The organism is Petrotoga sp. HWHPT.55.6.3 (assembly GCF_002895495.1).
In the GTDB taxonomy this organism is placed as follows: domain Bacteria; phylum Thermotogota; class Thermotogae; order Petrotogales; family Petrotogaceae; genus Petrotoga; species Petrotoga mobilis.
In genome coordinates this window covers 77,471-91,918 of sequence record NZ_AZRJ01000014.1, presented here as the reverse complement: position 1 = coordinate 91,918, position 14,448 = coordinate 77,471, and the positions used below count along the sequence as shown (strand labels likewise).

Sequence of the window (14,448 nt, the reverse complement as noted above, 5' to 3'; positions counted from 1 at the left end):
AATGTCTAATTCAAAAAAAGCAGTAGCTTTACGGTATAAACAAGGAACGGATCAAGCACCTAAAGTAGTTGCAAAAGGTATAGATTCAATAGCCAGGAGAATCATAGAAATTGCAGAAGAGGAAAACATACCAATAGTTAAAAGTGAAAAAGCCGTAGAAGAGTTTTATGGTTTAGATTTGGATGAAGAAATTCCTCCCGAATTGTATGAGCTAGCGGCTGAAATAATTGCTTTTGTCTTTAAGTTAGATAAAGAGTTCAGTTAGCATAAATTACTTTGTATAATGTACTACCTGAACCAGACATCAAAGCAAATATAATTCCTTCATCCTTTTCCATGTCTTCCTTTTTTTGCTTCAATTTAGGATATTCTTTGAATGCCACTTGTTCGAATACGTTAAACGCATTTTGTTTAGCAGTTATAATGTCGTTATTTTTTAAAGCTTCGTACAAGTTGTATGGATCACCGAAATGGTTTATACTTTCCCAATTTTGATCAAGTTTTTCGTACATTTTTTTAGTATCAATATTATATTTCATCTGGAATATTTTTATATTTAATTTTAAAGGTTCCAAAAATTCCAAAATTTCTCCTTTTCCTTTACCTATAGCGGTTCCACCTTTTAGCAAAAATGGGACATCACTCCCGATTTTGCAACTTATTTCGAATAAGTCTTTTTCTGATATTTTAAAATTCTTTGAAAGGAAGTTTAAAACAGCAGCAGCGTCGGCACTTCCACCCCCTAGTCCTCCACCCATAGGTAAATTCTTAATAAGCTTAATTTTTAAGTTAAAATTGTCAAAACCCGTTTCTTTTTTAAAGGTCTCTATGGACTTTTTTATTATATTATTATCCCATGAAATATTTAAAGGAGGTTCTGATTCGAATATTTCACTTTCAGAAAAATCAATAAAAATATCGTCGTGTTCGTTAATAGATTGGAAAAGGGTTAAAATATTATGGTAATTATCTTTTCTCCTACTAATTACATCTAAGTAAAGGTTAACTTTTCCAAAGGCTTTTAAATGCATTTAACTCCTCTTTCATTCGTTTGTCTCTTCTTCTTTTAACATGGCTTCTTCGTCTTCGAAAGCCATGGGTTTTACAATTGGAAAAGGTATAATGTCGCGAATAGTTGGAGTATCAGTAAGCAGCATACAAACCCTGTCAATACCTATTCCTAGTCCTCCAGTTGGAGGCAAACCATATTCTAATGCCCTAATGAAATCAAGATCCATCATTTGAGCTTCTTCATCGCCCAACTCTTTCAGTTCCATTTGCTTTTTAAACCTTTCAAATTGGTCTTGAGGATCGTTCAATTCAGAAAAGGCGTTCGCTATTTCATTGCCCTTTATTATTAATTCAAACCTTTCGGTTAACCTTGGATCATCTTTTTTTCTTTTTGCCAGTGGAGATAATTCGATAGGATAATCCATAACAAAAGTAGGTTGAATTATCTTATCTTCGACTAAATCCCATATTTTATCGAGGTAATGGTATCTGTCTTCTATTTCTACCTCTTCACCCTTGTTTTTCAAAAACTCTTTCAGTTCCTGATCACTCGCCTCGACTATATCTATTCCAAGATTTTCTTGTATGAATTCTCTCATCTTTATTCTTTTGAAAGGAGGTGTGAAATCTATTTCTTCTCCTTGGTACATAATCTTTGCTTTGTTGTGAACTTTTTTGGTAATGTTGTACAAGAGATCTTCGGTTAGTTCCATCATATCGTTGTAGTCAGCGAAAGCTTGGTACAATTCAATAGATGTGAATTCAGGATTATGTTTGTTTGAAACACCTTCGTTTCTGAATATTTTCCCTATTTCATAAACTCTCTCCATCCCACCGACGACTAGTCTTTTTAGATGTAATTCCGTGGCTATGCGTAAGTACATATCTATATCATATACGTTTAGATGGGTAATAAAAGGTCTTGCATTTGCTCCACCCATTATACTTTGAAGAACTGGGGTTTCAACTTCTAAAAAACCTTTGTTGTTTAAATACTCTCTGATGTATTTTATGATTAAAAAACGTGTTCTGAGGGTTTTAATGGTGTCATCGTTTGCGATCATATCCACATATCTTTGCCTATATCGAACTTCTTTATCTTTAAGGCCATGCCATTTTTCAGGAAGAGGGCGAATAGCTTTTGAGAGTAATTCTATATCTAAAGCCAAAAGAGTTAATTCGCCAGTTCTCGTTTTGAAGGGATAACCTTTTATTCCTATCCAGTCTCCAATATCAATATATTCTTTGAAAAAATCATAGTTTTCTTGCCCTACTTGATCCAAACGGATATATACCTGGATACGTCCAAATTCATCTTTTAAATCAGCAAAAGCAGATTTGCCATGTTTTCTTAAATTCATCAGCCTTCCGCCGAAATTAAAAATTTCATCCGGTAATTGTTGGCCAGCCTCTATTTTACTATCGAAAAGGTCTTTGATCTGTTGGGAATTATAATTTTTTTGAAAATTGTACTTATACGGATTGTATCCTTTTTCCCTCATTTCTTTTAATTGATGCATTCGTATATTTCTAAGGTCCATACTTTGCCTCCTGCTTGGTAAGGTTAGTTTTGTGATCTATGAAATCTTAGCTTATCTCTTTGATTTCTATTTTTTTTGAACTTCCTCTGGCGGTTTTAATGTTGATAACTTCACCTTTTTTCCTTCCTAGTAATGATCTTCCAATAGGAGATTCAATACTGATTTTATTTTCTTCTATATTTGCCTCTTGAGGGGTAACTAGAACGAATTCCTGCTCTCTATTCAATCTATAGTCTTTTATTTTCACTTTTTTCCCCAAACTTACGGTAGAGTTATCGTGGTTGCCTCCATTTTCAATTATTTCTGCATTGTCTAATATATAATCTATCTCTTTGATTCTGGAATCTATCATTCCTTGTTCGTTTTTTGCCTCTTCGTACTCACTGTTTTCTGAAAGATCTCCCAATTCCCTGGCTTCTTTAATTCTTTCGGCAACTTCTCCCATAAGTCTTTTTTTAAGCTCTTCTCGTTCCCTCTTTAATTTTTCGTACCCTTCTCTGGTTAGTTGATATACTTGTTCAGCCACTTTTGTATCGCTCCTCCCATTTCTAATAATGGTGATTAACTATTTTTTAATTCTCTTATAGCTTGTAAAAAGCTGTCTAAATCTCTAAATTCTTTATACACGGAAGCAAATCTCACATAAGCTACCTGGTCGATTGATTTCAATTGCTCCATAACCTTATCACCGATTTCAGAAGAATAAATTTCTGAATTGCCACTTCTTCTTAATTGTTCTTCTATATTATCAACAATTTCTTCGATTTGATCAGTACTTACAGGCCTTTTTTCACAAGCTTTTAAGATCCCGTTCATTAGTTTTTTTCTATCGTAAAGTTCTCTTCTGCCATCTTTTTTTATTATTCTTATCCTTGTTTGCTCGTATCTTTCATAAGTTGTAAAGCGCGCTTGGCATTGCAAGCACTCTCTTCTTCTTCTTATGGAAGTGCCGTTACTAACTGGTCTTGAGTCCAGAACTTTAGTTTCCTCGTAACCACAGAAAGGACATTTCATAATTATTGCACCACCATTTTGCCTAAATTAGGTATTTTTTAGAGATTCAGCAATTTTTGAGATTTTTTTTAGTTTGTTGTACAAGGTAGATTTTTTCATTGATAAAGATTCTGCCATGTTACTCAAACTTGCATCTTCATTTTCTAATCTAAAAGCAGCAATTTGTTTTAGGTCATTTGGTAAACTATCTATACCAATGCTTTCTTGAATAATTTGTATATCGTTAATTTGCTTTATTGAGCTATGAGCCGTTTTTGATGAATTAGCAGATATTAAATTAATAGTCCTTGTGACGTTGCTACGTAAATCCCTTATATCCATTAATTCACTAAGTTCTTTTACTTTTTCTTTGGCGTTGAGAAGCTCAAGGATATTCAAAATGTCATCGCGTGATTTTATGTATACTTTTGAGCCCTTACTTCTATTTAAAAATCTGGCATTTACCCCTAAAAGATTCTTAAATGTTCTAACTAAATCCTCTTTAAATACATTGTTAGTTTTCAAATTAAATTCTAAATGATAGGATTCTTTTACTGATATAGATCCACAAGACAACAATAAACCTTTAATAAAAGATCCAAAAATTACTGGATCTTTTTTTAAAGGTGGGGAAAATTTATTTTCATTTAGATAAAGGTTGTTTTTCTTTAATATTTTATATATCGTTTGATAGTTTAAGAATATAGAACCTGTTCCACCAAGATTTAACCTTTTTTCGTTGTTAAATTTTACTTCAAATTTTTCTGTGAAAGAAAATTTGCACAGTTTGTATAATCTTTTAAAACTATTCAAAGATGTTATGGATATTTTTATTAATTTTTCAGTTTCTTTTTCAATAATTTCACCTTTTCCTATGAAAAAACCATAGAACTCAGCTTCTGGGAAAATGTAATCACTGTTCACAAGGCTTAATTTTAAAGCTTCTGAAAATGAATTCATAGAACGCATTTTAAAATCAACTCTGATGTTTTCTTTGGATCATGTCTAATTTTCGGTTCCTCATCGTTTATAATATAAACCAAATCAGATACCACTACTCTTCTATCTTCTTCCATATCCAACTTTACTGGACTAGATCCCATTTTCTGGTATCTTTGAATTATTTCATATGGTAAATTTGATTTATTGGCTATGATGTAATCTAATTCTTCGCCTAAATAATTTTCTAGTTCTTCAACATGATCTTTCAAAGAATAATTGGTCGTTTCCCCTGGCTGTGTCATAATATTTGCTATATATAATTTCTTTGCTTTGCATAAATTGATTGCGTTTCTTATTCCGTCTACCAATATATTGGGGATAATACTCGTATATAAACTGCCAGGTCCAAAAACTATTATATCAGCTTTTTGAATTGCCATAACGCTTTCATCAAATGCTTCGGCATTGCCGTCCAACCAGATTCTTTTTATATTTTTGCTTTTCAACACAATTGATGTTTCCCCAAAAATGATTTCACCATCGTCAAGTTCTGCTACAAGTTTTAGAGAGTCCAAAGAGGCAGGAAAGACCTTCCCTTTTATTTTCAGAGCTTCCGACAATGTTTTGATAGCTAAGGGAAAATTATTGCCGTTAATTCTAGTTAATGCTAGCAAAATTATGTTACCGAGATTATGATTTTTTAAGAATCCTTCATTAAATCGATATTTAAGTAATTTAGTCAGAAAGGTTTCTTGTTCAGCCAAAGCTAAGATATTGTTCCTAATATCTCCTGGCGGTAATATATTAAAATCTTCACGCAATATACCGGAACTTCCTCCATCATCTGTAACGGTTACTATGGAAACAATATCTATATCTTGATTCCATTTCAATCCCCTTAATATTTGACTTGTTCCCGTTCCACCACCAATAGTTACAATATTTTTCACAGCATATCTACCCACCTGACGAATATTTCCATGTTATCGTTCTATATCTCTGTGATCTATGCTTACTTCTCTTCCTTCTTTTTTTAAAATTTCATAAACCTTTTGGGCAATGTAAACCGATCTATGTTGGCCTCCTGTGCAACCTATGCAAAAATATGCTTCTATACGGCCACTTTCAGAATATTTATCTTGAATAAACTTCGCTAAATTAGCAATCTTATCAACGGTTTCATGAGTTTCTTTAAATTTTTCAAGGAATTCCATTACTTTCATATCTAAACCAGTTAGTTCATACATCTCTGGAAAATAAAAAGGATTAGGAAGATATCTCACATCAAAAACATAATCAGAGATTGGCGGAATACCATTTTTAAATCCAAAGCTGATAAAATTTAACTTTAGTTTTTTCATATCTTCTTTTATCATCTGAAAGAATCTTTTTTTAAATTCAGTTGGTTCAGTTGAGGAAGTATCGATAACTATGTCACAAGAACTCTCTATTTCTGACATAACTTTTATTTCTTCATCAATGGCATTCTCTAAGGAAAGACCTAACGGGTGGGTTCTTCTCGTTTTTTTGTATCTATTGATTAGTTCACTTTTATCAGCTTTTAAAAAAACTTTATGAATTTCCATAGTACATTTGGCTAAACTTTCAACATTTTTAAATAATTCGATCAATTTTTGGGGATCTTTCCATCTAATATCACTTACTATAGCAAGTTTTTTGACATTGCTAGTGCATAAAATATTTAAAAAAGATTCTATTAAATGAGGGGGTATGTTGTCGACTGTATAGTACCCTTCGTCTTCTAGAGATTGTAACAATAAAGTTTTACCTGCGCCAGATAAACCGGTAATTAAAAAAACTGTTGGTTTTGTTAGCAATGTTATCAATCGCCTTTTATATAGTTTATAATACGATTTTTTTAAAAATAGGGTGATACTTTACGTCTTTCATAAAAACTTTGGAAAGAAATTTGAATTTTTCTAGGTTGCCAGTAACTAAAAAATTTACTTTAATTTTCCCATCTATTCTCTCTAATTTGATCTCATTTTTTAAAAAATCAACAACCCCATCTGCAGGATCAACGATGGAAGAATTTGTGTATTTTCTAATTTGCTTTTCTAAAATTGGATAATGGGTGCATCCTAATATTACTTTGTGGTACTTAGATTTGGAATCTTGTAAATAAAATCTCAAAACTGACTCTGCCATCTGTCCATCCCAATAACCTTCTTCTATAAGTGGAACGAACAATGGGCATACCTTTTCTTCGAGATTGGTTATTTTTTTGCTTATAAGAGCTTCCTTATAAGCCCCCAAATTAATGGTGTTCTCGGTGGCTAACAAAAGAACAGTATCGTTTCTTTCTATTGTTTTTATAGCGTTGTCAATTATACTTACATATGTGAAGTTATAATTTTTCGTGTCGAAATTGGTTTTTTTTACAATGGAATCTGTTGTATTACATGCAGAAATTAGAAAATCAACTTTCATCTTTTGAAAAAAAGAAAGTATGTTTTTTAAATTTTCTCTTAAAAAAGGAATAGGCTTTGAACCATAAGGTACATTTAAATTATCAGCTAAATAAAAATACTCATGATTACCAAAATTTTCTATCACTTTTTTTAAAACCGTTAAACCACCTATTCCTGAATCAAAAAGTCCTATTTTCATAATTGGAAAATATCTTACCCCCATTGAATACTTTTACTTTGTTCATCGCTACCTTCATCATTGCTTTTAAGTGCGGTATTCAACATATCACTGAACTTATCAACCATTTGTTTGATTTCTTGTTTCGTTCTTATACTGTTTAATCTTTCATTTAGAAGTAATAGGAGAAAGATATAATCCACTTCTTCTCCACCGATTTTTTTTGCATAGGTTTCAACTTCCGATTTTATGTTTTCTAAAATTTCTTTTATAACATCCTCGGGTTCGTCCACTTTATATTTATAATCTTTTCCTAAGATTTTTACTTCAATTGAGCGATAATTCTTCATGATTTTTCATCCTTAAATGATTTTAATGAATCAATTAATAACGATTTTGATCCGGTTCATCTTGGAATGAAGTATTTGAAGATGCCGGATTATCAAATTCTCCAGTTCTAAACTCATCTCCTAATCTTGATATAAGGGAACTTTTTAACTGATTTAGATGGTTTTCAATTTCATCATTCTTTCTTCTTAATTCTTCCAATTCGCGTCCCATCTCTTCTTTTTCATTGTTTACTTTTTCATATTCACCAAACAATTCATCGTACTGAGTTTGAAGATCATTTTTTTCTTTTTTTAATTCGTTGTATTTGTCGGCCAATGTTTCTAACATATTTTCCAATTCCTTTAAAACGTCCATTTGTACTTTCCCCCTTTATAATAATTTGTTAAAGTTGAAACTAGAATAATTATAACACAGCTAGATGAAAAAAACTAAAAATACTAATATTTTTTAATTTTAAAGCTAAAAAAAATAAAAGAGGCATAGCCTCTTTTAGTCTCTTGCTTTAACCAAAAATTTAATTGCCGTTCTCTCTTCTCCTTCAATTTCAACATCCGAAAATGCTGGAACACAAACCAAATCGATTCCGCTGGGTGCTACGTATCCTCTTGCTATTGCTATAGCTTTAACAGCTTGATTAACTGCACCGGCTCCTATAGCCTGTAACTCAACGTTTCCTTTATCTCTAATGATAGCAGCTAAAGCACCAGCAACAGCAACTGGATTTGAGTTAGCAGCTACTTTTAGTACTTCCATCTCTGCCATGAATGATACCTCCCTGTAATGTTTGGTTTATAATTTCGACTTATATAGAAGAAATGGCGCATCTGGTGGGATTTGAACCCACAACCTTCGGATCCGAAGTCCGACGCTCTATCCGGTTGAGCTACAGACGCTCTTCACTAGTAATAATTATACCTTAAATTGACTATTTAAATCAAGACCAAAATTTTTTTAATCATATGATATAATTTATTCGTGGAGGTAAGATTATGATGAGAGTTAAAGATAAAGTTTTTTTAGCCTTAGATTTCGAAACAACTGGTTTGAACCCTGAGTTTGGAGACAGAATTATAGAAATTGCCGCAATTCCCATATACAATACAAAAATTAATTTCAAATATGCTTTTCATACATTGGTGAATCCAAGTATATTTATACCTGCAGAGGTCTCAAAATTTCACAAATTAAATAATCAAGATATTTCTAACGCTCCATCCTTATTGGAAGTTTTTCCAAGATTTAAAGAGTATGTCGGTGATTCTATAATTGTATCACATAACGTAAAAATGGATCTAAGGTTTTTAGATATTGCCGCAAAAGAAAGTGGAATGTTTTCAATTGACAATTACTATATTGATACTCTTGAGATTTCTAGGTACTATTTTGATAAAGGTCCCTACAATCTTGAATTTCTTTCAAAAAAATTCAATTTAGGGATTAAACAATTTCATAGAGCTTGGGATGATGCTTTATCTACTGCTAAACTTTTCCAAAAATATATTAAACTTTTTTCTTTCGAAGCAATAACCAACTTTATTAAAAAATGGGGTGATTGATTGTGGTTAAGAATTTTATTATCGATACAAATGTTTTGATTCATGATCCTAACAGTATTCTCAATTTTCAAGATAACAATGTTTTAATACCATTTCCAGTATTAGAAGAAATTGACAAGCTAAAAACGAGAAGCGATAAAGTGGCAAAATCCGCCAGAGAGGTTAACAGAATTTTAGATAGTTTTAGAAACGGGACACCATTACATAAAGGGATCAAATTGCCTGGCGGAGGTACATTGAAAATCTTGGCGCTGGAAAAAAACGATGAAAAACATAAAATCCCTACTTATCTGGGAGAATCAAAAGATGATTTCATATTATATTACGCCATGTTTTTAAAAACAACAGATGACTTACAAACTATAATAGTTAGTAAAGATTTAAACCTAAGGATCAAGGCTGATGCATTAGGATTAGAAAGCCAAGATTATTTGACTGATAAAATAGACATAAAACTTCTACCTGATGGTTATTACATAAATGAAAATCCAAGTATAGAGGTTGAAAAAAAGGATGAATATGATTTTTCAGAATTAGGGTTCAAAGAAGAACCTTTCCCAAACACATATCTGAATTACGGGGATTTATTTTTAAGATATGATTCTAAGTCAAAGAAGTTTCAATCAATTTTGATAGATTTTGAAAGCGAAATTTTTGGAATAAAACCTAGAAACGTAGAACAAGTTTTTTCCTTGGATGCACTTTTAAACCCTGACATACCTTTTGTGACGCTAGTTGGTAAGGCTGGGACGGGTAAGACGTTACTAGCGTTAGCAGCAGGCTTATATTGTGTGCAAGTTGAAAAATTATACAATAAGCTCTTGGTTTCAAAGCCTGTTATACCGATGGGGAAGGATATCGGGTATATACCTGGAGATATAGAAGAAAAGATGCGGCCATGGTTACAACCTATATATGATAATTTAGATTTGTTATTTAAAGGTAGCGGTAAGAAACCAGAAGAATATTTAACTAAGAAAGATTTATTGGAGATAGAAGTACTTTCCTACATAAGAGGAAGAACGATTCCAAACCAATACATGATAGTTGACGAAGCACAAAATTTAACACCTGCTGAAGTAAAAACTATCTTGACTCGAGTTGGAGAGGGCACAAAAATTGTATTAACAGGAGACCCATATCAAATAGATAACCCCTATTTAGACAGTTCATCTAACGGTTTAGTCTACACTGCATCAAAATTTAGAGATAATTCTTTATCTGCGAATATTACAATGAAAAAAGGTGAAAGGTCAGAATTAGCCACTATATCTTCTGAAATTTTGTAGACTATGTTCAAAAAGATACTTAGGGTGGGCTAAGGGTTGAAGGAGTGCTAAAGCAAGTTATGAGGAGGAAAAATAAATTAATGAAGGAAAAAAGTCTGCATCCTGAATACGATATCTACATAGACATTGCAAAAGAAGATATTCACCTTTTAATTTATCTGGTTGAAGCTGAAGCTCACATAATGAACATTAGAAAAAAACAAGAGAACGGGTATTTTAAAATAATAGTACCAGCAGGTTTAGTTGATGAAGCATTAACTTTACTCAAATCTCTGAAAAATTCTGACATCAAAGTGGAGGTTGTAAGTATTGAACCACATAACGGGATTATTTAAATATATTCCAATACCTAGAGAATATAGTCCTGATATATACTCAGTTGATTATGAAAAATTAAGAAAGCTTGGTTTTAACACTATTCTTATGGATTATGATTTTACTATTACTGCCTGGAGAGATGACAATATTTCCGACAAAACAGTGAACCTTTTAAACAAATTAATAAACGATGGTTTTAAAGTGGCAATAGTTACAAATTCCAAAAGAGAAAAAGTAAAAATTATTGAAAAACTGACTATGGGTAAGGTAAAAGTATATACAAGTATGAAAAAACCTAATACTAAAAAATTAAAATCTGTTTTAGAAGAACTCGGTTCCAAAGAATCAGAAACTGTTATTATAGGTGATCTTTTTATCACGGATATTAGCGTAGGAAATCGTCTGGGATTGTATACAATTTTGATAAATCCTTATACCTATGGACTCGAAAATAAGTTTAAGCAATTTATGGCTGGATTCACAAAATTTGCTTACAATGTATTTTTTTATACTATAGGTTGGTTTTTTAGAGCAATTGATTTAGTAGGTCCAAATGAATTTAAAAAAAGTGTATTTGATATTGATTACCAGCACCTAAAAGAGAAGGGGTATAAAATTTTAGTTTTTGATTTCGATAACACTCTCAGCGAATGGCATAGTGATTATTTACAACCAGAAGTCATCGATCTTTTTTTAAAATTAAAAGATCTCGGATTCTATATATTAATAGCAAGTAATAGTTCAAAAAAGCGTTTTATGAATTTAGATGCTCAATTAAGTGATTTGGGCATAGATTTATTGGCTTCTGCAATGAAGCCATTAAGGTTTAAAATCAGAAAAAAAATAAAGTTTCATGGTTACAAACCTGGGGAAGGCGTAGTGATTGGGGATCAACTTTTCACGGATGTTGCTTTAGGGAATGCTTTAGGTTTTTACACGATAAAAGTTAAACCTTTGTCTAAAAAAGAAGGATTATGGACTCGTTTTATGAGGTTTTTTGAAAGAATAGCATTGAAATGGATAAGAAAAAAACCCACCTTGGTAAAGAACGAATAGTTGTTTTGAAATATGAAAAAGAAAATATAAATATTGAGAAAAACAAAGAATTTTTAAAATAATTGCCTTTAAAGGCCTTGAGGACTATTTCAAATTGGAGGACCATGTAATCAATTTGCTTTTGATACTTCAAATACAATTTAAGAAGCGGGCCATATGGCCCGCTTTGATTAAGCTCCGTACTTTTCTAGTTTTAAAGCATTTGCCAAAGCTAACGGCATAATATCCAATGCTGATATCGTTCCAAGGGTCCCCTTTGCGCATTCATATTCATCAAAAGATACAGACAGTCCTTTTCTTACATATTTTGAATAAAGCAAGACTGGGACAGGATGCCAACTGTGTGCTTTTAGTAAAGCAGGAGTGGAATGATCTCCGGTTATAATTAAAACATCTGGATTGAGGCTTAAAATTTCTTTTACGGCTTGATCGGTATCCTCTATTACCTTCACTTTTTCCTCAAAATTACCGTCTTCACCATAAGAGTCAGTCTTTTTCACATGAAAGTAGAAGAAATCATATTCATTCCATACTTTTTTCAATGTTTCGACCTCATCTTCTGTTGTTTGACCAGCTTCTAAAACGTCCATTCCAACTAATTTTGCAAGCCCTTTATACATAGGGTATGTAGCTATAGCAGCGGCTTTTAGTTTATAATTTTCTTCAAAAGATGGCAGTAGAGGATGTTTGGAAAATCCTCGTAATAGTGCAAAATTCATTTTTGGTTGATCCTTCAACACTTCCCCTATCTCTCTTATCAATTTGTTGACTATATTAGCCATTTTTTCAGAATCAGGATTCGTTGCCTTGGCCCATTCCATTGGTTGACCTTCTCTTTGTGGATCAGCATCGGTTACCTCATCAAATAAGCCTTCCCCTGTAAACTTGACGACAAATCTATGTTCTTTTCCAGGATAGAAAGTAATATCAACATCTTCTATTTTTTTAATATTTTGGGAGAGGATTTCTACGATTTTCTTTGATTCTTCACTAGAAGGTCTCCCTGCCCTTCTATCGACTATTATTCCATCTTTTATTGTAGCAAAATTTCCTCTTGCGACAACATCCTTTTTATCTACTCTTATTCCTAGTCCGAGAGCTTCTAATATACCTCTTCCTATATCATACTTTAGGGAGTCATAGCCGAAAAGTGAAAGATGTCCAGGCCCGCTACCAGGGGTAATGCCCTGTAAAACAGGTAAACTTTGTCCCAAGTCACTTTCTTTGGCTAAAGCATCCATGTTGGGTTTGTATGCAGCTTGTAGTGGTGTTTTACCGTCTTTTGGTAGATCTCCTAATCCATCCATGACGAGTAATACGATTTTAGAATCTGTCTTAACTACTAAATCTTTTATAATTTGTTGCCTATCAACACTAGTCACGAATATTACACCTCCGGAATTAATTTTTATAACTTATTTAATCCTTTAACGTAGTAAAAATTTTATTTCCGATATAATGTTCTTTAAAGCTCTTTCAACGGTAATTCTTCCTGTTAAGACATCGTAAACATTATTTTGTATAGGAAACGAAATTTCTGTGTATATAGGCGATTTTGGTTTCAACACTAAATTTTCTAAGGAAGATCTAAAATTCAATAAATTTGGGTCTACTTCTGAAATAATTGGTTCGTTGAAGACTTCTAAATCAGTTGGTAAAAAGTTTAATTGTGTCAATCTTTGTATTTGATTTTCTTTGGAAATCAAATATTTTATAAATTTTTTCGCAGCTTCTCTTTCTTCATCAGAAGCATTAGGGTTAATTGCCAAAGCTTTTCCTTTAAGCACAAATACATGTTGATTAGTAAATTCAGTTTTTGGAATAGGGGCAATCCCCACCTTTCCATTAACAGCAGAACCTTCGCTATTTAATAAATGCCAAGCATAACTCAAATTCCTCATGAAAACAGCCTCGCCACTTTGGAATATATTTCTGCATTCTTCTTCTCTGTACGTTGTTATGCCTTTTGGACTAATTTCTTCAGATATAATGTTATTTAAGATTTTTAAGCTTTCTAAAGCCTTTTCTTTATTTTCTTGCTGTTCTAGAACAAAGTTATCACCTTCGAATATCTTGCCTCCATTAGAATATAAAATTTCAAGGAAAAAAGTTGTGAGTTCCTCGTATCTAGCACCTGGCCAAACAAAACCTTCTATTCCCTCTTTTTGAGAAATATCCTTTGCGATTGTAATCAATTCATCCCAAGTTTTCGGTACTTCGTATCCATATTTTTCTAATAAATCTTTTCGATAATACAAAACGCCAGTTTCAACGTAATAAGGAATTGCTTTTATTTCGCTGTTAATTGTTACCATTTCTATGGTTTGTGGAACAAGATTGTTTAAGTCAAAATATTCGGCATCTTGATTTAAGCTTACAAGAAATGGAGAAAATTCATTTATCCATTCCATATCGAGAGATAAGATCGTAGGTTCTTTTGCGTTGGTGACTACAAATGTCCCGTAAAATTTGTAAGTTGAACCTGGGTAGCTAGGAATCAAATAAATTTCAACGTCAATATCTGGATTTTGTTTTTCAAAATTCTCTATTTGGGAGTTTAGTAATTGGATTTGATCTTCAATTGATTCGACCGCTATAGTTATTTGAACAGCAAACAAGTTGATAAATAAAGATGTGATAATGAAAATAAAAAATTTCTTCTTCATTTTACACACCCCCTTGTATTTCTGTATTAATTAAATTATATCATAAAAATATCAATTGTTTTTTAAGGTAAAGTTCATTTGTCAATTATAAAAGGCAGACTGTTTGGTCTGCCTT

At 32.1% G+C, this 14,448-nt stretch carries 18 protein-coding genes and 1 tRNA gene; 5 read left to right on the top strand and 14 right to left on the bottom strand.

Annotation, left to right across the window (positions count from 1 at the left end; genetic code table 11):
- Nucleotide 1: 1 nt before the first annotated feature.
- Nucleotides 2-265, top strand: a complete 264-nt coding sequence (locus X926_RS05635; RefSeq protein WP_012208015.1) for an EscU/YscU/HrcU family type III secretion system export apparatus switch protein — start codon at nucleotides 2-4, stop codon at nucleotides 263-265.
- Here the strand turns inward: X926_RS05635 and ispE are convergent.
- The 12 genes from ispE to X926_RS05575 all read right to left on the bottom strand — a co-directional run bounded on the left by ispE (nucleotide 258) and on the right by X926_RS05575 (nucleotide 8,341).
- Nucleotides 258-1,031, bottom strand: a complete 774-nt coding sequence (gene ispE / locus X926_RS05630) for a 4-(cytidine 5'-diphospho)-2-C-methyl-D-erythritol kinase (RefSeq protein ID WP_103065352.1) — start codon at nucleotides 1,029-1,031, stop codon at nucleotides 258-260. The two genes, X926_RS05635 and ispE, sit on opposite strands and share 8 nt — an antisense overlap.
- Before the next feature lie 12 nt (nucleotides 1,032-1,043).
- Nucleotides 1,044-2,552 carry a lysine--tRNA ligase gene (gene lysS, locus X926_RS05625; RefSeq protein WP_103065351.1) on the bottom strand — a complete coding sequence of 503 codons (1,509 nt, stop codon included), beginning with the start codon at nucleotides 2,550-2,552 and terminating at the stop codon, nucleotides 1,044-1,046.
- Between the two features lie 46 nt (nucleotides 2,553-2,598).
- Nucleotides 2,599-3,078 carry a transcription elongation factor GreA gene (gene greA, locus X926_RS05620; protein WP_012208012.1) on the bottom strand — a complete coding sequence of 160 codons (480 nt, stop codon included), beginning with the start codon at nucleotides 3,076-3,078 and terminating at the stop codon, nucleotides 2,599-2,601.
- Between the two features lie 35 nt (nucleotides 3,079-3,113).
- Nucleotides 3,114-3,566 carry a transcriptional regulator NrdR gene (nrdR, locus tag X926_RS05615; protein WP_012208011.1) on the bottom strand — a complete coding sequence of 151 codons (453 nt, stop codon included), beginning with the start codon at nucleotides 3,564-3,566 and terminating at the stop codon, nucleotides 3,114-3,116.
- A 27-nt stretch (nucleotides 3,567-3,593) separates the two neighbouring features.
- Entirely contained in the window at nucleotides 3,594-4,514 is a 921-nt protein-coding gene (gene whiA, locus X926_RS05610) for a DNA-binding protein WhiA (protein ID WP_103065350.1), read from the bottom strand.
- Nucleotides 4,502-5,437: a gluconeogenesis factor YvcK family protein gene (gene yvcK, locus X926_RS05605; protein WP_103065349.1), complete on the bottom strand. Its 936-nt coding sequence runs from the start codon at nucleotides 5,435-5,437 to the stop codon at nucleotides 4,502-4,504. Before yvcK ends, whiA begins: the two co-directional genes overlap by 13 nt.
- A gap of 33 nt (nucleotides 5,438-5,470) precedes the next feature.
- On the bottom strand, nucleotides 5,471-6,325 hold the full coding sequence (gene rapZ / locus X926_RS05600; protein WP_158245203.1) for an RNase adapter RapZ: 855 nt from the start codon (nucleotides 6,323-6,325) through the stop codon (nucleotides 5,471-5,473).
- Nucleotides 6,326-6,350: 25 nt separating this feature from the next.
- Complete coding sequence (murI, locus tag X926_RS05595; protein WP_233186691.1) at nucleotides 6,351-7,118, bottom strand: glutamate racemase; 768 nt, start codon at nucleotides 7,116-7,118, stop codon at nucleotides 6,351-6,353.
- 14 nt (nucleotides 7,119-7,132) lie between these two features.
- A complete protein-coding gene (gene zapA / locus X926_RS05590; RefSeq protein WP_012208006.1) occupies nucleotides 7,133-7,447 on the bottom strand; it encodes a cell division protein ZapA in 315 nt (104 codons plus the stop codon).
- 34 nt (nucleotides 7,448-7,481) lie between these two features.
- The gene (locus X926_RS05585; RefSeq protein WP_103065347.1) at nucleotides 7,482-7,802 is read right to left on the bottom strand and encodes a hypothetical protein; all 321 of its coding nucleotides are present in this window, start codon (nucleotides 7,800-7,802) and stop codon (nucleotides 7,482-7,484) included.
- 135 nt (nucleotides 7,803-7,937) lie between these two features.
- Entirely contained in the window at nucleotides 7,938-8,201 is a 264-nt protein-coding gene (locus X926_RS05580; protein WP_103065393.1) for a stage V sporulation protein S, read from the bottom strand.
- A 63-nt stretch (nucleotides 8,202-8,264) separates the two neighbouring features.
- Nucleotides 8,265-8,341, bottom strand: a tRNA-Arg gene (locus X926_RS05575).
- A gap of 96 nt (nucleotides 8,342-8,437) precedes the next feature.
- Here X926_RS05575 and X926_RS05570 point away from each other — a divergent pair.
- The 4 genes from X926_RS05570 to X926_RS05555 all read left to right on the top strand — a co-directional run bounded on the left by X926_RS05570 (nucleotide 8,438) and on the right by X926_RS05555 (nucleotide 11,667).
- The gene (locus tag X926_RS05570) at nucleotides 8,438-9,004 is read left to right on the top strand and encodes a PolC-type DNA polymerase III (RefSeq protein ID WP_233186690.1); all 567 of its coding nucleotides are present in this window, start codon (nucleotides 8,438-8,440) and stop codon (nucleotides 9,002-9,004) included.
- Nucleotides 9,005-9,006: 2 nt separating this feature from the next.
- Entirely contained in the window at nucleotides 9,007-10,293 is a 1,287-nt protein-coding gene (locus tag X926_RS05565) for a PhoH family protein (RefSeq protein WP_103065346.1), read from the top strand.
- Between the two features lie 80 nt (nucleotides 10,294-10,373).
- Complete coding sequence (locus X926_RS05560) at nucleotides 10,374-10,628, top strand: DUF4911 domain-containing protein (protein WP_103065345.1); 255 nt, start codon at nucleotides 10,374-10,376, stop codon at nucleotides 10,626-10,628.
- A complete protein-coding gene (locus tag X926_RS05555) occupies nucleotides 10,603-11,667 on the top strand; it encodes a YqeG family HAD IIIA-type phosphatase (protein ID WP_103065344.1) in 1,065 nt (354 codons plus the stop codon). Before X926_RS05560 ends, X926_RS05555 begins: the two co-directional genes overlap by 26 nt.
- Before the next feature lie 170 nt (nucleotides 11,668-11,837).
- On the opposite strand, the gene X926_RS05550 is transcribed toward X926_RS05555, so the two are convergent.
- Nucleotides 11,838-13,049 carry a 2,3-bisphosphoglycerate-independent phosphoglycerate mutase gene (locus tag X926_RS05550; protein ID WP_103065343.1) on the bottom strand — a complete coding sequence of 404 codons (1,212 nt, stop codon included), beginning with the start codon at nucleotides 13,047-13,049 and terminating at the stop codon, nucleotides 11,838-11,840.
- Nucleotides 13,050-13,094: 45 nt separating this feature from the next.
- The gene (locus tag X926_RS05545) at nucleotides 13,095-14,333 is read right to left on the bottom strand and encodes an ABC transporter substrate-binding protein (RefSeq protein ID WP_103065342.1); all 1,239 of its coding nucleotides are present in this window, start codon (nucleotides 14,331-14,333) and stop codon (nucleotides 13,095-13,097) included.
- Between the last annotated feature and the right edge of the window lie 115 nt (nucleotides 14,334-14,448).